Genomic DNA, 16961 nt, shown 5'->3' on the forward strand with positions numbered 1-16961 from the left:
AACGGTTCACCGACCCCGACGCACTCGACCTCGAACGCCGCGACAACCAGCACCTCGGATTCAGCCAGGGCATCCACTTCTGCTTCGGCGCCCCGCTCGCCAGACTCGAGGTCCAGGTCGCGGTCGGCGAGTTCGTCCGCAGGGTGGAGAACCCCCGCCTCGTCGAGGACCCGCCGCCGTACCGGCACAACCAGATCTTCCGCGGACCGCGGCACGTCCTGGTCGACATCGACGGCATCCGCGACTGACCCGGCGTGCGTGAAGGATCACTATGCGGGCTTTTCAACTGGTCGGGTGGCGGCAACCGCCCGAGCTGCGCGAGGTGCCGGTGCCCGAGCCCGGACCGGGGCAGGTGCTGGTGAAGGTCGGGGGCGCCGGTGCGTGCCACTCCGACCTGCACATCATGGAGGCACCCGGGCCACCACCCGGGCTCGTCACCGAACTGCCCTTCACACTCGGCCACGAGAACGCCGGATGGGTGGAACGGCTGGGAGCGGGCGTCACCGGGTTCACGGCCGGGGAGCCTGTGATCGTCTACGGCTCCTGGGGCTGTGGGGTGTGCGCCAACTGCCGTCAGGGCAGGGAGAACTACTGCCAGAACCTCGGCGGTCAGGGCCCCGGCCTGGGAGGCGGTCACGACGGCGGCATGGCCGAGTACCTGCTCGTCCCCGCGCCGCGATATCTGATTCCGCTGGGCACCCTCGACCCCCGCCAGGCCGCCCCGCTCAGCGACGCCGGACTGACCAGCTATCACGCCGTCAAACGGTCGCTGCACCTGCTGGGACCGGGGTCGACCGCGGTCGTGATCGGGGCGGGCGGTCTGGGACAGATGACCCTCCAGATCCTGCGCGCGCTCACCACGGCGACCACCGTCGTCGCCGTGGACACCGACGACCGCAAGCTGGAAACCGCCAAGCACATGGGAGCCGACGAAGCGCTTCTCTCGGGTGACGAGGCGATCACGCGCATCAAAGACCTGACGGGGCAGCAGGGCGCCGAGCTCGTGGTGGACATGGTCGGCATCGACCCGACTCTGCGGATGGCTGCCCAGGTGGCCAGGGTACTCGGCCACCTGACCATCGTCGGCCTCGGCGGCGGAGCCCTGCCCGTCAACTTCACCAGCCCGCCGCACGAGTGCTCCGTCGCCTCGCCCTACTGGGGCACCCTCCCCGAACTGATGGAAGTGATCACCCTGGCACAGCAGGAAAAGATCAGGATGCTGGTCGAGCACTTCCCTTTGGAACACGCCGCCGAGGCGTACCAGCTCCTGCACGACGGCAAGATCCAAGGACGCGCCGTCATCACCCCCCACGCATGAGCACCGACGCCAACGCGACCGACACGCACATGCGGTGTCGCCGGGTGACGACGGACATGCACCGACGCGACAACGCTGCTCCAAGAAGGAGGCAGGCGCCATGACATCCCCCACCGATTCCCCGGGCCCCGTTCCCCCGCGCGGCACCGAACCAGAAGACAGGCCCCTGGCCGAAGGCATGGCCGCCCTGGCGAACATCGGCTGGCAGATCCTGCTCACGATGGGCCTCGCCACCATCGCCCTGGGCGTCATCGCCCTGGTCTGGCCAGGCGCGACCCTACGCGTCGTCGGCATCCTCTTCGGCGTCTACCTACTGGTCACCGGCGTCTTCCAACTCGCCGCCGCCTTCGGCACCCACGTCCCACGGCACCTTCGCGTGCTGCACTTCATCACCGGCGCGGCCTCCATCCTGCTGGGACTGATCTGCTTCCGGGGCACCCTTGAGTCGATCCTGCTGCTCGCCCTGTGGATCGGCTTCAGCTGGCTGCTGCGAGGCACCCTGGAGACGGCCGCGGCGGCCTCCGCCCCGGCCATGCCGGGGCGCGGCTGGCACGTCGCCTTCGGCATCATCGGCGCTCTGGCCGGCATCGTGATGATCATCATGCCGTTCGCCTCGATCGCGACCCTCACCCTGGTGGTGGGCGTCATGGCCATCATTCTGGGCCTGACCGAGGTGGTCCGCGCCATCAGGACACGCGTCGAGATCGGACATCTCGCTTCGGGCACGGCCACCCGGCGGCGCCCTCTGTTCCACGCGCGTCCGCACCCCCAGCACTGACCGGCTGGAAACGGTGAGCGGCGGTCGGGTCAGTCGGTATGACGGCCATGAGACCGTCCGACGAGTGAGGCCACCCGCCGGACGACGGCCCACCCCGGCGGCCGCCATCCGGTGGGCACGGCGCCCGGTCGATGACGGGGAACCCATACCCGTAGCGTCCGGGGACTGATCCGGCACCGTACGGGAGTGGGCAGGGTGACGGCTTCGCCGTCCAGCCCGACGGGGACGACCGGGGCGTCGGCGTGGACGACGACGTCGTCAGGTGTCGCGAGACGGGTCAGACCATGTATCTGCCCGCTTCGCAGCCTGGCGGCCGTCTCTGCGGGCGTCTCCGCCCTGGCGGCCAGCACTCCCAGGAGCCCGGAGTCGAGCTGCGCCCGCCTGCCCAGCCCGGCCGGGTCGTCGACCTGATAGGGGTTGTTGCTCACCAACACGGCATCCGGCCGGTCCACCGTGAGCAGTCCCGCGCGTACCACCAGCTCCGGACCCTCGCGGCGGGCCAGGAACTCCGGGAGAATACGCACCGTCGTGCCGATCTTGTCCTCCCGGTAGGCCGGATCCTGCACCAGGGCGGCATACGCTCCGAACGACACGTTGTTGACGAACACCCGATCGCCCGCGTACCCGAGATCCACGCGCAGTTCGACGCCGTCCGAGAGGGCCTCCAGCGCGGCCGAAGGGTCCTCCCGGTCCAGGCCGAGATCCATCGCGAAGTGGTTGCGGGTACCCGCCGGAATGACGACGAAAGGCAGGCCGCTCTCCGCGGCGATCTCGGCGACAAGCGCCTGCGTGCCGTCTCCGCCGGCCACCCCCAGCAGATCCGCACCGTCATCCACTGCGCGTCGGGCGACAGCCGCCAGGTCCTGGCGCAGGGAAGGATCGATCAGGAAAACCTGAGCTCCGAGCGCACGGGCTCGTTCCGCGATCCGGAACCGGCTCGCCTTCCCTGCCCCCGAACGCGGATTCACGATCACATAGGGCCGCCGCGCTCCGGTCGCCGACCGCGACGCGCTCTCGCTCATGGCACGTACCGACAGGCCGTATGCATCGGCCCGGCGCACATCACCGGCGACAGCAGGACTGTAGCGATCACGCCTGCGGCTGACGGCGCCGTCTCCCGCCGGGCCGACGGTCCTGCGATTGCACCTGCGGCCAGCGTCACCATGACACTTCCTTCGGCAGTTACGGCTTGCGGCACCAGCCTGCAGCTCAATCTGGGCATCCGCACCTGGGACGGGCGTGGCTCCGTCATCGCCGTGAACGCCCAGCGCCCTGCGGACCGGTCTACGCAGCGCCTCCATCACCGCTTGGCCGACACCGTTCCCGCAACCTGCGTGCGCCGTGGTCGGAGGGGGCGATGCCCAGGACGTGACCGTCGCCCGCCGCCACAGGGGTAGGCGGCACAGCCGGAGGATGCCTCCACCGTCTGCATGGATCGCCGCGACGTGGCCGCGTACGGCTAAGACGGCGCCGGCACCGGTCGCTGGGCCGCCGACTGCCGCCGCCAGTGACAGAGGGGGGCAGTGGCGAGAGCGCAGGACACCAGGGCTCACCGGGCGAGGAGCTCATTTGTTTCCGGTGACTGGGGCCGGGCACCCAGTGCCCATGGCGTCGCGTCCGGTTCCGGTGCGAACCATCCTCGCCACCATCGGCCTGGTGCTCGCCACCTACGTCGTACTCGAGCTGGTGGTGCATGCTCGTCGGGTCTTGATCTGGGCGGTCATCGCGTTGTTGTTGGCCGTCTCCCTTCATCCGGCGGTCGAGGCGCTGCAGCGACGGGTGCCGCGATGCCGACGGTCGGTGGCGACCTTGCTGGTCTTCCTGGCTGCGGCCGTGGTCGTCGGCGCGGTGATCGCTCTGTTCGTCATCCCCCTGGCTCAGGAGGGAAGTCGGCTCGCCGGTCGTCTGCCCGCCATGATCAGGGACGCCCAGGCCGGTCGCGGGCCAGTCGGTAACTTGCTTCAGCGGACGCACGCTCTGCAGTACGTCCAGCGGCATCATGCACAGATCCGCGCGTTCGCCACCGGACTGAGTACGCCCGCCCTGAAGTTCATCCGCGGTGCCGCGACCACAGCGACAGGCGCTCTCACCATTTTCGTCCTGGCCTATCTGATGGTCCTGGAGGGCCCCAAGGCCATAGACCGGTCCCTGGCCCTCGTGGACACGGCGCCCGCGGCCCGTATACGCCGCGTCGGAGCCGCGTGCGCCCGTACCGTCAACGGCTACCTGACCGGAAACTTGCTGATCAGCTTGATCTGCGGGCTCCTGACCTACGTCATGCTGCTCGTTTCCGGAGTGCCGTTCGCCGGCCTGCTGGCCCTCTTCGTCGCCGTGACCGACCTCATTCCCCTGGTGGGCGCCACCATAGGGGCTGTCGTTGCCTCAGCGGTGGCGTTCGTCCACTCCTTGCCGGCCGGCATCGGAGCCATCGTCTTCTTCATCGTCTATCAGCAGGCAGAGAACCACCTGCTGCAACCGCTCATCCTGTCCCGGACGGTGAAACTCAACCCCCTCACCGTGCTGCTGGCCATCCTGATCGCCGCCGAGGTCGCCGGGATCCTCGGTGCCCTGCTGGCGATTCCCGTCACCGGCATCATCCAAGTCGTCCTCGGTGACATCTGGGCGCACCGCGGCGGTCGGCGGCTGGGGCTGCCGATGCGGGCAGACAACGGCCCCGCGAACGCCGACCGGTCCGACGCCGCCGAATAGGCAGCGAGGAGTTGTCCCAGGTCGGAGACTCCGCCTTTCGCCGTCAGCTGATGGCATGCTTTCTCGGCAACGGACTGGGCGGAGCAGTATGTGGGTCTTGAGTAGCGTTTGGGTGGCTCGCCGTCGACTTGCTCGGCGCCGGAAACCGACTCCGTCGCCCTGACGGGGCACAGGTGGGCGGCGCGGGTGCCCGCGGGGAACGTCGGTGAGCCGCTGGAGACTCGCGGATCGTGTTTTGCCAGGTTAGGCCGACTGTTCCTAAGGATCCTCCAACCAGGTACCGAAGCAACGTGAGTGGATGTTGCACCGTCATCCGCTGCCGTACCACCTCACAGCTACGAACAAGCTCCCGTCAGCACGAGCGCTCAATGGGCTGCTCGGCCCAGATCGTCTTGCGGTTCTGACTATGGCGGCAGCCCCAGCGCTCGGCGAATTGGGCGACGAGAAATAGGCCGCGCCCTCCCTCGTCGGTGGTGCGGGCGCGGCGCAGGCGGGGCTGCGTGCTGTTGGAGTCGGTGACCTCGCAAACCAGAACATTATGGCGGATCAGCCGCAGCTCCGCCGGCAGTCGGCCGTAGCGGATCGCGTTGGTCACCAGTTCGCTGACGATGAGCTCGGTGGTGAAGACGAGGTCTTCCAGCCTCCACCTGGTGAGTTGGCGGGTTGCCCATTCACGGGCCTGGGAGACGGCAGCCGGATCGGCCGGGATCTCCCAGTGAGCGGTGTCCTCCGCCGGCACGGCGCGGGTGCGGGCCAACAGCAGGGTCGCCTCGTCGCGCCGCCTCTGGTTCCGCAGGTCGGCGAGGACGGCCCGGCTGGTCGCGCCCAGAGCGCGGTCCGGACGGCAGGACGCGGCGAGGGCGTCCTCCAGGCACTGGAGCCCTTGGTCGATGTCGCGGTCGCTCCGTTGGATCAGGCCGTCGGTGCAGAGCGCGAGGACGCTGCCCGGCTCGATCTCGATCGTGGTGGTCTCGTACGGCATGCCGCCTATGGCGAGTGGCGGCCCGGGGCAGATGTCGACGGTCTCGGCGGTCCCGTCGGGCCGGACCAGGACGGGTGGCGGGTGTCCGGCACTGGCCATGGTGCAGCGCCGGGTGACCGGGTCGTAGACCGCGTACAGGCACGTGGCGCCGAGGACATCGTGGTGGTCGGGTGGGGCTTCGGCCACGAGGCGCTGGACCAGGTCCGCGATTCGGGTGAGCAGCTCGTCCGGTTCGAGTTCGAGGTCGGCGAGGGTCTGGACGGCGGTGCGCAGACGGCCCATGGTGGCGGTTGCGGGCATGCCGTGGCCGATGACGTCCCCGGCGACGAGGGCCAGCCGGAGAGAAGGCAGGGCGATGGCGTCGTACCAGTCGCCGCGGATTTCCGCTCCGCCGCTTGTGGCCAGATAGATACCGGCGGTCTCGGCGGCCGCAGTGTCGGTCGTGGCCGGCGGAAGAAGGCGCTGCTGCAGCGCCACGGCCGCCCGGTGTTCCCGCGTGTAACGGCGGGCGTTGTCGACGGCGAGCGCTGCCCCCGAGGCGATCTGCGTCATGAGATTCGCTTCGTCCTCGGTGAACGGTTCGGACCGGCCGCAGCGCCAGATCGATATGGCGCCGAGTGTGAGGCCGCGGGCGTGCAACGGTGCCACCAGCACCGAGTGGCCACCTTGCGGGATGACGAATTCGACGAGTTGCGGATCGCCGAGCGCAGCAGCGTAGTCGTGAGCGCTGACGACGAGGGTCTCGCCTTGCTGGAAGTCGTGCAGGAGCGACTGGTCGGGAAAGGGCGGGAAGAGGTTGCCGCGCTCGGTACGGCTCGGCCACACCGTGTCGTCCGGCGCCAGGGCCGCGGTGCGCAGACCGAGGTCTCCAGCGCCGAGTTGCTTTGGGGGCTCCTCTCCGTCGAACACGGATCGTGCAAGGTCGACGGTGACGAGATCCCCGAAAGCGGGTACGAGTACGTCCGCGAGTGCTCGTGCGGTGCACGCGACATCCAGGGAACCTCCTACACGCTCCGTGACCTTACGGGTGAGGTCCAGATGACGGCGAGCTTGCGCATTGGGGCTGTCGACGTACAGAGCGGCGACCCCTGTGGGGCGTCCTCGCGCGTCCTCCAGACGGAAGGCGGACAGCGACAGGGCCCGTCGCCGCTCCGGATTGTGCCGCCAGCTGACGTGCTGAGTCCTGCGGATCACGGGGATGCCCGTCTCGAGTACCTGGCACAGTACTGCCTCGAGGTTCTCGGCATCCTCTGCACAGAGCACGTCGCACAGCCGAGTACCGGGCCTTACTCGACGACCATCGGGAGTGTCCGGCGTGGCGTTCGTCTGCACCGTGGTCAGATCCGTGTCGTGCAGAGCGATCGTGACCCGGCTCTGTGAGGACAGTGCACGCAGGAGCGCTGCGCCCTGCTCGTGGTCGACGACGCGGTGGGCAGGCGCCGCCAGGACAAGGAACTCCGCGGGGCCTTCCATCGCAGAGATCCGGAAGGTGACATCGATGGTGCCGCCGGACCGGTGCCGCAGCCGCGCCTGACCGCCTGCCGGCATCTCCGCGGCGGTGCCCAGTTCGTCGGGGAGTTCGGTCAATAGGTCCTGTACGGGGCGGCCGCACACCTCTTCGGCCAGGAACCCCGTCAGGCGCTTTGCGGTCCCGGTCCACCGCAGCACCGTGCCCCGGTGATCGAGCACGGCGGCTGCCACGCCGTCGAACGGGTACGGCCTGTCGTTTGCGCCAGGACCTGGCATGAGCCTCGGGCCTTGTCCTTCATGCGGCGAATTGTCGTTCTTGACGTCTTCGGTGCCCATGTTCGTACCTTCTTTTTCGGAGGCCGCGTGACAGCAGATCGGCGTCCTCGGGCGGGTGCTGACCGGCCGGGTGGCCAGTGCCGCCGCTCGAAGCGTCACCGTGCGGCGGCTGTGGGGGGCAGGTCCTGTTCGGCCCAGACGACCTTGCCGTCCGAGGCGGAGCGCGAGCCCCACCTGCGGGACAGGTGAGCGATGAGGACGAGACCGCGACCGTTCTCGTCGAAAGCGCTCGGATGCCGAGGGCGTGGGTGGCTGGTGCTGGTGTCGGAGACCTCGCAGGTCAAAACCTGATGTTGGATGAGCCGTAGGCGGACCGGACCGCCGCCGTAGCGGATGGCGTTGGTGACCAGTTCGCTGACGATCAGCTCTACGGTGGCCTTGAGATGCTTCATCCCCCATGTGCTGAGCTGACGGGAGACCAGGCGCCGAGCGGTACGAACCGCGGCTGGCTCGTTCGGCAGATCCCAGGACGCGACCCGGGCCGCCTGAAGTGCGCGGGTCCGCGCAAGGAGCAAGGTGACGTCGTCGGAGTGCGTCCGTGCCGGCAAGGTCTCGACCACTTCCGAGCACAGGTCCTCCAGGGAACGGCTCGATTGTGCCAAGGCCGCGCCCAGGCGGCCCATGCCGACATCGAGGTCGTCGTCGCGGGACTCGACCAGGCCGTCGGTGTAGAAGGCGAGGACACTTCCCTCGGGCAGTTCCAGTTCCACCGACTCGAAGGCGAGCACCCCGAGACCGAGGCCGAGCGGGGCTCCGGCGGGCATGTCGGGGAAGGTGACATGGCCCTGCGGGTCGATGATCGCGGGCGGGGGGTGCCCGGCCCGCGCCATCGTGCACCGCCGGGTGACCGGGTCGTAGACGGCGTACAGACAGGTGGCGCCCACCACTGTGGGGCCCTGGTCCGGTTCGTTGGTGTCTTCCTCGATTTCCTCGTTCAGCCGTCGGACCGTGTCATCGAGGTGCGCCAGCAGTTCGTCGGCGGGCAGTTCCAGGTCCGCGAGGGTTCGCACGGCGGTGCGGAGTCTGCCCATGGTCGCCGCGGCGTTGATGCCGTGTCCGACCACATCTCCGACGACGAGGGCCACCCGGGCACCGGACAACTCGATCACATCGAACCAGTCGCCCCCCACCCCGTGGTCCATGTCGGCCGGCACGTAGCGCGAGGCGACCTCGACGGCGGCGCCGCCTCGCACACGGTGGGGGAGCAGGTCGCGCTGGAGGGTGAGGGCTGCGGCGCGTTCGCGCGCGTACTGCAGGGCGTTGTCCAGGCACAGCGCGGCCCGGGTGACGAGTTCCTCGGCGAGCAGGAGGTCGTCCTCCTGGAACGGCTTCGGCTCCTCGGAGCGGCTGAAAAGCGCCAGTCCCAGCACACAGCGCCGCGCACGGATGGGTACGACCATCAAGGAGTGGACCCCGCTGTCACGGACCTTCTGCGCGCGCGCGGGGTCGTGGTGGACCCACGGGCCGAGATGAGCGTCCATGTCCAGCACCGGTACCAGGTGAGACCTGCCCGTGCGCAGCACGTGGGCGAAGGGCGAAGCCGGGTGGACGTGGATCACCTCTTCTCGCACCCACGGCAACTCCGGGACATGTGGGTCGATGGTGGCCAGACCGGCACGGCGGAGCAGTGGGGTGCGGCCGCTCGTCGTGCCGATCGGTGTCGAGGGCTCCACGCCGAAGGGAACCGACTCCACGAGGTCGACGAGGGCGTGGTCGGCCAGCAGGGGCACGGTGAGGGCGGCCAGTTCCTGGCCGGTCTGCATGACGTCGAGGGTGCTGCCGATACGCGTGCTGGCTTCGCTGAGGATGGCAAGGCGTTCGCGTGCCCGCCGGTTGCCGGTGACGTCTACGCTCGTGGAGCACACCCCCAGTGCCGTGCCGTCCGCGTCCTCGAGGCAGAAGAACGAGGCCGAGAACACGCGCTCCCGGCGCCTGTCCGCCGGCGGCCATGCCCGGTACTCGTGGACCATGGTGGCGCCGCTCTCCAGCACCTGCCGCATCACCACCTCGAGCGCTTCGGCCTCAAAACCGGGCAGCGAGTCCTTCAGGCGGCGTCCGAATCGGCGGTCACGAGGAATTCCGTCGTGGTGCTCCATGGCGTCGTTCACCCACGTGCAGCGCAGTTGCGGGTCACGAACGACGATGCCGATCGGTGCGTGGGTGAGCAGCGACTCGCGAAGCAATCCGTTCACCGCTCCCGAGGAGAGCGCGCCTATGTCGGTCACCGATACCAGCCACCGATGGCTCCCGTTTTCTCCCCACAGCAACGAGACCCGCAGAGTCAAGGTGAGCGTATGGCCGTCGCGGTGGCGGACCGTCATGGTGCCGGACCAGCCACCTTGGGCGCGGCACTCCTCGTCGAGCGATGCGGCCCTCGCGGCGTCATCGGTGGGCCCCAGTACGTGTGCAGCGGACCGGCCCACCACATCCCTGGCGGAGTATCCGACCAACTGCTGGGCGGCCTGCGTCCACCCGACCACCGTCCCCTCCGCATCGATCATGGCTATCGCCGCTTCGGGTGCCTCGCTCGGCTTCACCGGCTCGACGAGTTTCGATTGATTGGTATTCATTGCGGTTCATCCCTTCGTGCGCGTGGGGTTCGGGCAGTGTTGCGTGCGGGGTGGTACGCCGATCCGCGGGACGGCAGCGGCGGCAGGCGAGCACGGTGTGTCGGATCAGGGGTCAGACCCTCCTTGTGGTGTGCCGGAGGTGAGCCAATTCGCCCATCTCGCCACTAAGGACTACAACTACGACATCTCTGTCTATGTTAGGCTATGTCTGATGAAAGCATCACCTATGACAGCTTCATCGTCAAGGGAATCGCAGAATTGATCAAACAATCACATATGCAGACCGAGTCTCCCTGGGCTGAGGGGGTGTCGACCGTGGGGCGGCCGGGCCTGTCATTGCAATGAGGAAATTGTCAGAACTGCTGCTATATGGGGAGCGTGCTCATGCCAGTTCCACTCGGCAATCGATTCGAACGCCGTCGCACCGAGACCCGGCAGGCACTCGTCCGCGCGGCGCGGGAGATCCTGGCTGAGTCGGGCGACACCAGCGCCAGCATCCGGGCCATCGCGGAGCGCGCGGACGTCGGATTCGGCTCCTTCTACAATCACTTCGGCTCCAAGCCGGAGCTGTTCGATGCGGCCGTCCACGATGCAATGGAGGAGTTCGCCCAAGCCATCGACCAACGCCTGTACGGCGTCGACGATCCCGCCGAACGCCTCGCCGGGGGTCTGCGGCTCAGCGCGCTCCTGGCCGAGTCGCACCCGGAGATCATGCGGATCCTGTGCCACAGTGAGCTCGGCCGCATATGCGCCGGCAGCGGACTGGCTCCCCGTGCCAGGCGCGACCTGGAGCAGGGCATCGCCGCAGGCCGCTTCACGGTACTCGACCCGGGCATCGCCCTGTCCGCGCTCAACGGCAGCCTGCTGGCGCTTCTGGAGCTGTGGTTCAGCAAGCCCGAGGCCGATATCGAGCAGGCCGCAGGCACCATGGCCGAGATGCTCCTGCACATGCTCGGGCTCTCCCCGGCCGAGGCCCGCGAAGTTGCCCGGGGCCTCCTTCCCGCTGCCGCGTGACGAGCCACAAGGTCCGACCGCGCGCCGCGCGGTGGCGGACCGGGGACGACTGCGTTCCGCTCGCAGAGGCAGGTGAAGACCTTCTCGCGCAGCGCCTCCGCGGCCGTCAGCCGGCCGGCGACGCGCCGACGATGACGATACGGCCATGCCGCGGATCACCGGGCAACACCGCTCACCTCCTCGTCGAGGAGGATGGCGTGGACCGGGCACGCCACCGCGGCTTGGCGTACGCGCTCCAGCTGATCCGCGATAGCGGCTGGGCCGTACAGCAGGCGCCTCCTCCCCGTGCAGCTGGAACACCTCCGGCACGACGGAAAACGCACTGTGGATGGCCCTGGCAGCAGGTGAGGTCCACGACGATCTGAGTCGTACGGGGGTCCCTCTTCCTTGCTACGCCCGTGTCACATCGGGCGCTCGGCCGGCCGCTCCTTACCGCAGCGGCCCACGCGGTGGTTCCGCCCGGGCGGAACCACCGCGTGGGCGGGGAACCTCCATGGCCATCCCTGGCTTCGCAGCAGGCAGCAGACCCGCATCGCCCGGCCTATCCTGCAGAGAGCGCACGACTTCGCGGAGCGTGTCGGATGGCCAGTGGCAAGGAACTGCGACCCGCTGCCGTCCAGGAGCTGCTGGATCAGATCGTGGCCCGGACGGTGGCCGGCATGGGTGCGCACGCGGGGGCCCTCTTTTTGCTCGAGCCCGGCGGCGAAGTCCTGGTCCTCGACGCGAGCGTCGGGATGCCCACCGGGTTCGTCAGCCTGCTGCGTCGTCCACAGGTGGCTGGCATAGCCGACAGCCCACTCGCCGAAGCGATTCTGCAGCGGCGCCCGGTGTGGGTCGACTCTGGTGAAGAGTTCGCCCGCCGCTATCCCCAGCTGGCCCTCACCTTCCCGTTCGTGGGCGCCGTCGCGGCGGCCCCGCTCGTGGCCGGCTCCCGTGTGTGGGGCGCCATGCTGGTGCTGTTCTCTCAGGAATCGCCCGCGCCCGATGCGCGCGCACAGGGCCGGTTCACCACTGCGGCCCGCTGTATCGCCGTGCTCCTGCGGGACGCCGCCGAGGCCGGGCACAGCTTGCAGCCCGGGCTCGCGGCGCGTCTGCTGCCGCCGGCGCCTGCGCATCCCTCGGCACCGGCTCACTCTCAGGCCGCAGCGGACTTCACAGCCGCTCTTCCCGAAGGGGCGTGCCGACTCGACGTGCGGGGGCGGACCACCTTCGTCGACCACACTGCGGCCGATCTGCTGGGCGAGAGCATCCCGCATCTGCTGGGCGCCCGGGTGTGGGAAGCCGTGCCGTGGCTGTCTCCCGCGCCGTACCGACTGCGGTACCAGGCCGCACTCGCGAGCCAGCTCCCGACGTCCTACACGGTGAACCAGCCCCGCACCGGCAGAGAACTGCTGTTCCAGCTCTACCCGGACCGCACCGGTGTGAGCCTGCGTATATCTGCTGCTACCGACACCACCCACAGCCCGGATGAACTGGCCGTCGGTGCCGGGGCGGCGCCCGGCCCCGCCGGCCTGGACGCCCACTACCACATGATGCGGCTCTCCGGCGGCCTGGCAGCGGCGGCGTCCGTCGACGCGGTCGTGGACCTGGTGGCCGGCCACCTTCTGGTCACCCTGCACGCGCAGGCCTTCGCCCTGCTGGTCGCGGAGGCGGGCCGGGTACGGGTCGTCGGCCACCATGGCTTCAGCCCTGAGCTGGTCGACCTTGTCGACCACGCCCCCTCGCCTCCGGCCTGCCGCTCCCCGGGCTGACCATAGGCGCACCGCTGTGGGGGCTGGCCCAGGGGGTGCCGTCCTTCTTCGCCGACCGGGACGAGCTCCGTGCGGTTTATCCCGAGAGCGCGGCCATCGACGACGGTCTGGGTGCGTGGGCATGGCTGTCGCTCATGGCCTCCGGACAGTACTTCGGGGTCTGCGTGGTCGGCTACCGGCAACCCCGCTCCTTCACGTTGCAGGAGCGCGCCACCCTCACCGCCATCAGCGCCCTGATCTCCCAGTCCCTGGACCGCGCCCGGCAGTACGACGCCAAGCACCAGCTGGCGGAGGGCCTCCAGGCCGGCCTCTTGCCCCGTACGCTGCCGGCGATGCACGGCCTGGACGTGGCCGCCCGCTATCTGCCCGCCAGCCACGGCATGGAGGTGGGCGGCGACTTCTACGACCTGATCCGCCTGTCGGACACCGAAGCAGCCGCCGTCATCGGAGACGTGCAGGGCCACGGTGTCAGCGCCGCCGGCCTGATGGGCGAGGTGCGCACCGCGGTCCACGCCTACGCCGTAGCGAGCGCGACCTCGGGTGAAGTCCTGGCTCACACCAATCACTTGTTCAACGACCTCGACCCCGGCCTGCTCGCCAGCTGCCTGTACGCGCACATCGATCCGGTCCGCCACATAGCCCAGTTGTCCACTGCGGGCCACTGCCCGCCGCTGCGGCGCCGCCCCGACCTGCACACCGATATCCTGGCAGCACCGCCAGGTCCTCTGTTGGGCGTCGATCCCGCGGCGGAGTACCCCACCGCGGACATCCCGCTGCCGCCGGGCACCCTCCTGGTCCTCTACACCGACGGACTCATCGAAACCCCCGGCACGGACCACGACACCGCCCTCACCGGCCTGGCGGCAGTCCTCTCCGAAGCCACCGGCGTGGGGCCACGTACGGCGTCCCACCCGGTGTTCCACGCATCTGACGGCCGCCGGTGTCCCCGGGAGCGGCTCAGCAGGTGCCTCATGCTGGTCCCGAGCATTCACCGGCTGCCAGGCACTTTAGGAGTTCGATCCGAGCCTGCTCCGGCTGCTACTGACGACAGGCAGGACTGCCGGACAGGGGTGCTGGTGTATGTCCCCGTCCGGCGTCGTCGATGTCAGCTGTGGATGTCGGACCGCCCCTCGATGCGAACTATGGGCAGGATGGTCATTGAGGTCAGGTGGGCTGGTCAACTGGTCGTCAAGGTCCGTTGGCGGTCGGTGGCGGTCGTGGTGGTTGCTGTACTTCACTGCTGTGCTGCACCGGGTCGTTCCCCTAGGTCAGAGCTGCTGCGTGACCGCAATCGAGGGACATCGAGACGCCGCACTCGTCACAGGTCGATTGGTCAACCGATGGCGCTATGCCGTCAGCGGGTTGAGGTTCGATGGCGATCAAGGCGGCGTCGTCGTCGAGTCGGCCGCCGACGTGGTTGAGAAGGTCGCCGCGGAGGTGGTTGAGGAGTGCCGTGGGATGGCGGTGGTTCTGGTGGGTGAGTCGTTTGGCGAGCGGGTAGAACTCGCCGTCGGTATTGCGGGCTTCGATGGCACCGTCGGTGTAGAGGAGGAGGGTGTCTTTGGCGCGTAGGGCGAAGGTGTCGAGGTGGTAGGTGGTTTGCGTCAGTGCGCCCAGTCCCAGCGGGGGTGCGGGTTGGCCGGCTTCCAGGGTCACGACGTCGTGCGCTCGTAGGAGTAGCGGTGGGGGGTGTCCGCAGGTGACGCTCCGCACGAGGGGCTCGGCGTCGGGGATTTCGAGGAGGGTGGCGGTGACGAACGTCTCTTCGGTCTGTTCGGGGTTCACTGCTTCGGATGCGTTGCTGCGGACACTTGAATCCAGGTAGGCGGCGAGTTCCGGCAGCGTGGTCAGCCGGCGGGCGGCGTCGCGGAACGTGCTGATGGTGTGGGCAGCGGTGCCGACCGCCGGCAGGCCCTTGCCTCGAACATCGCCGATGATCAACCGTGTCCCCGTGGGCGTGCGCACGGCGGCGTAGAGATCTCCGCCGATGCGTGCTTCGTCCTCTGCCGCCAGGTACGTCGAGGCCAGGCGAAGAGGGCCGAGTCGGTGGGGGAGGGGAGGCAGTATGGCGCGTTGCGCGGCCTCGGCGACTGCGCGCAGCTGGACCAGCTTCCGCTGTCCGTGTTCCGTCAGGTACCGGGCGATCACGACGGCCACCGAGGTCGCAAGGAGGGCAGCCGCCTGTGGCGGGTTCACACATCGGCGGACCAGGAAGATGGCCACCAAAGCCGACACGGCCATGACGGCGACAAGTGAGGTCACCCGGGAGTTCGCGTACCAGGAAGTGAGTACAGGCACCATGATCAGCAAGTCGCCGAGATGAACTGAGCCAGGCACCTGAAGATCGATGAGTGTGATCGCCAGAATGAACAGCAAGCCGATGGTCAGCATGGATCGGGGTTGCGGCAAGGTACGCCAGTGAACGAGTGACGGCCTAGCTCGGTGATGCATCAGGTGTGGCTCCTGCATGCAACCCGGAGCCGTACACGCAAGGTCGCGGAACGTGAATGCCATGTGCTGCTCCGTCCTGAACGATCATATCATCTACTTTGATGATTCTATCAGCTATAACGGACATATATGGGCATGCGGGGCTATGTGTGGCAGGTCACAAGCGTTGCGGACGCCGACCGGGCTTGATCAGGGCGAGTCTCCGCCGCTGGGGTGACGACGGACCCGCCGTCCCTCGCGGTGCACGGTACCGAGCGGTCGACGTAGCGACTTTGGCCGGGAGCTGCTTTGGCGCGAGTGATCATGGCCCCGTAAGGGGGAGCCAGGCCGGCCCAGGCGGCCCAGGCGGTCAGGTGAACGGCGGTGGGGAAGCGGCTCATGTCCGCTCCCATCTCCGCGATCATCACGTGGGCCACGGTGGTGCTGATCCCGGGGCTCGTGATCAGCAGCTCGACCTGTCGGTGAAACGGGGTGATCTGCCGTTTGATCTCCTCCTCCAGCGTGGCGATACGCGCGCTGGCATCCCGGATCGCGTGGATCAGGACGCGGACCATGAAGCCGTGGTGGTCGGTGAAGTTGCCCGTCAGCGCCTCTACCAGGTCGGTGTGTTTGCGGCGCATGGCACCGCGGGCCAGATTGGCCAGCACCTCGGGTCGCGTTCGCCGTCGGCCGCGCACGTCGCCAAGGACCTGGGCGTCCACAAGGAGGCCCTGCGCGGCTGGGTCCGCCAGGCCGAGGCAGACGCCGGCGAACGCGACGACCGGCCGACCACCGCGGAGCACGAGGAACTGAAGCAACTCCGCAAAGATGGATCGCCTCCGGTGCCATCGGCCCATGTCCATGGCCCTATCCCTGATCGGATCCGTCACGAGATCGGCCACGGGCTCGTGACGGCCGCCATGAGCCTCGAGTTCTCTGTCGGTGAGCCGTTTCATAGGCGCCGGTGAGCCGGACGTCAGCGCCGCCCGACGCGCATGCACGGGCGCTCTCGGTGGGGCGGGCCAGTCACCCCCGGGAGCTGCTCCAGTGTTCCTCGAGGGCGGTGGCGACCTCAACCGGCTTCTGGATCGGCGTCCAGTGGCTGCTGTCCAGCCTCAGAAAACGGGTGGCGCGTACGGACGCGGCCATCTTCTCGCCGAACTCGACGGGGCAGACTGGGTCGAACTCCCCACAGAACACCAGGGACGGTGCGGCCAGGTCCGCGAGATCCGGTTCCCACTCCGTACCGACCGTCAATGCGGAACGGTAGAGCTTGAGGATGCTGTCGCGCATGGTCTCGTCCACGCGGCCGGCCGTGTGTTCGGCCAGTTCAGCCGGGATCTGGAGTTGTCGGTCAGGTCCTTGGCGAACGCGGCGGCGTCGTACTCCTTGGCCCAGCGGTCGCCCGCGACGGTGTCCTGCCACAGCTTGGCCAGCGGATGCCAGATGAGCATGCGGTACTGGTCGCCGACCGCTCATGCAGCCAGGGCCATCCGCGCCATCGCCTCCAGCGGATCAGTACATGGGATACGGGTTGCGGCGAACGCCTGTTGCAGCGCCTGGGCTGCTTCTTGTGCCAGGTCGGCGATCAGCGCCTGCCGGC

At 68.6% G+C, this 16961-nt stretch carries 14 protein-coding genes and 1 pseudogene; 8 read left to right on the forward strand and 7 right to left on the reverse strand.

The window, feature by feature from the left end; all coding sequences use genetic code 11:
• The 3 genes from R2S09_RS38380 to R2S09_RS38390 all read left to right on the forward strand — a co-directional run.
• A partial coding sequence (locus R2S09_RS38380) for a cytochrome P450 (protein WP_316745812.1) occupies positions 1-248 on the forward strand: 248 nt, incomplete at its 5' end.
• A 23-nt stretch (positions 249-271) separates the two neighbouring features.
• On the forward strand, positions 272-1318 hold the full coding sequence (locus R2S09_RS38385) for an NAD(P)-dependent alcohol dehydrogenase (protein WP_316745814.1): 1047 nt from the start codon (positions 272-274) through the stop codon (positions 1316-1318).
• Positions 1319-1418: 100 nt separating this feature from the next.
• Positions 1419-2096 carry an HdeD family acid-resistance protein gene (locus R2S09_RS38390; RefSeq protein ID WP_316745815.1) on the forward strand — a complete coding sequence of 226 codons (678 nt, stop codon included), beginning with the start codon at positions 1419-1421 and terminating at the stop codon, positions 2094-2096.
• 29 nt (positions 2097-2125) lie between these two features.
• Here R2S09_RS38390 and R2S09_RS38395 read toward each other — a convergent pair whose 3' ends face one another.
• On the reverse strand, positions 2126-3397 hold the full coding sequence (locus tag R2S09_RS38395) for a diacylglycerol/lipid kinase family protein (protein ID WP_399145618.1): 1272 nt from the start codon (positions 3395-3397) through the stop codon (positions 2126-2128).
• Positions 3398-3701: 304 nt separating this feature from the next.
• Between R2S09_RS38395 and R2S09_RS38400 the strand changes: the two genes are divergently transcribed.
• A complete protein-coding gene (locus R2S09_RS38400; RefSeq protein WP_306192910.1) occupies positions 3702-4805 on the forward strand; it encodes an AI-2E family transporter in 1104 nt (367 codons plus the stop codon).
• 352 nt (positions 4806-5157) lie between these two features.
• Here the strand turns inward: R2S09_RS38400 and R2S09_RS38405 are convergent, their stop codons facing one another.
• The gene (locus R2S09_RS38405) at positions 5158-7488 is read right to left on the reverse strand and encodes a SpoIIE family protein phosphatase (protein ID WP_316745821.1); all 2331 of its coding nucleotides are present in this window, start codon (positions 7486-7488) and stop codon (positions 5158-5160) included.
• Positions 7489-7688: 200 nt separating this feature from the next.
• On the reverse strand, positions 7689-10163 hold the full coding sequence (locus tag R2S09_RS38410) for a SpoIIE family protein phosphatase (protein ID WP_316745823.1): 2475 nt from the start codon (positions 10161-10163) through the stop codon (positions 7689-7691).
• 384 nt (positions 10164-10547) lie between these two features.
• On the opposite strand from R2S09_RS38410, the gene R2S09_RS38415 reads away from it, so the two are divergent.
• From R2S09_RS38415 to R2S09_RS38425, 3 genes and pseudogenes are all read left to right on the forward strand, one after another.
• Complete coding sequence (locus tag R2S09_RS38415) at positions 10548-11177, forward strand: TetR/AcrR family transcriptional regulator (RefSeq protein WP_306192906.1); 630 nt, start codon at positions 10548-10550, stop codon at positions 11175-11177.
• 581 nt (positions 11178-11758) lie between these two features.
• A complete protein-coding gene (locus R2S09_RS38420) occupies positions 11759-12928 on the forward strand; it encodes a GAF domain-containing protein (RefSeq protein ID WP_316745825.1) in 1170 nt (389 codons plus the stop codon).
• A 380-nt stretch (positions 12929-13308) separates the two neighbouring features.
• A pseudogene (locus tag R2S09_RS38425) lies at positions 13309-13800 on the forward strand (PP2C family protein-serine/threonine phosphatase); the annotation flags it as partial.
• A gap of 391 nt (positions 13801-14191) precedes the next feature.
• On the opposite strand, the gene R2S09_RS38430 reads toward R2S09_RS38425, so the two are convergent.
• Positions 14192-15319 (reverse strand): PP2C family protein-serine/threonine phosphatase, encoded by a 1128-nt coding sequence (locus R2S09_RS38430; protein WP_316745827.1) that lies wholly within the window; start codon positions 15317-15319, stop codon positions 14192-14194.
• A 203-nt stretch (positions 15320-15522) separates the two neighbouring features.
• Positions 15523-15999, reverse strand: a complete 477-nt coding sequence (locus tag R2S09_RS38435) for a transposase (protein ID WP_399145620.1) — start codon at positions 15997-15999, stop codon at positions 15523-15525.
• Between R2S09_RS38435 and R2S09_RS40850 the strand changes: the two genes are divergently transcribed.
• Complete coding sequence (locus tag R2S09_RS40850; RefSeq protein ID WP_399145615.1) at positions 15985-16326, forward strand: transposase; 342 nt, start codon at positions 15985-15987, stop codon at positions 16324-16326. The two genes, R2S09_RS38435 and R2S09_RS40850, sit on opposite strands and share 15 nt — an antisense overlap.
• 58 nt (positions 16327-16384) lie before the next feature.
• Here the strand turns inward: R2S09_RS40850 and R2S09_RS38440 are convergent, their stop codons facing one another.
• Together R2S09_RS38440 and R2S09_RS38445 are read right to left on the reverse strand one after the other, a co-directional pair.
• Positions 16385-16651 (reverse strand): alpha/beta fold hydrolase, encoded by a 267-nt coding sequence (locus R2S09_RS38440; protein ID WP_306192899.1) that lies wholly within the window; start codon positions 16649-16651, stop codon positions 16385-16387.
• On the reverse strand, positions 16612-16812 hold the full coding sequence (locus tag R2S09_RS38445) for a hypothetical protein (protein WP_306192898.1): 201 nt from the start codon (positions 16810-16812) through the stop codon (positions 16612-16614). Before R2S09_RS38445 ends, R2S09_RS38440 begins: the two co-directional genes overlap by 40 nt.
• Positions 16813-16961 lie beyond the last annotated feature (149 nt).

This window comes from Streptomyces sp. MK7, from assembly GCF_032658145.1.
Lineage (GTDB): Bacteria > Actinomycetota > Actinomycetes > Streptomycetales > Streptomycetaceae > Streptomyces > Streptomyces spiralis.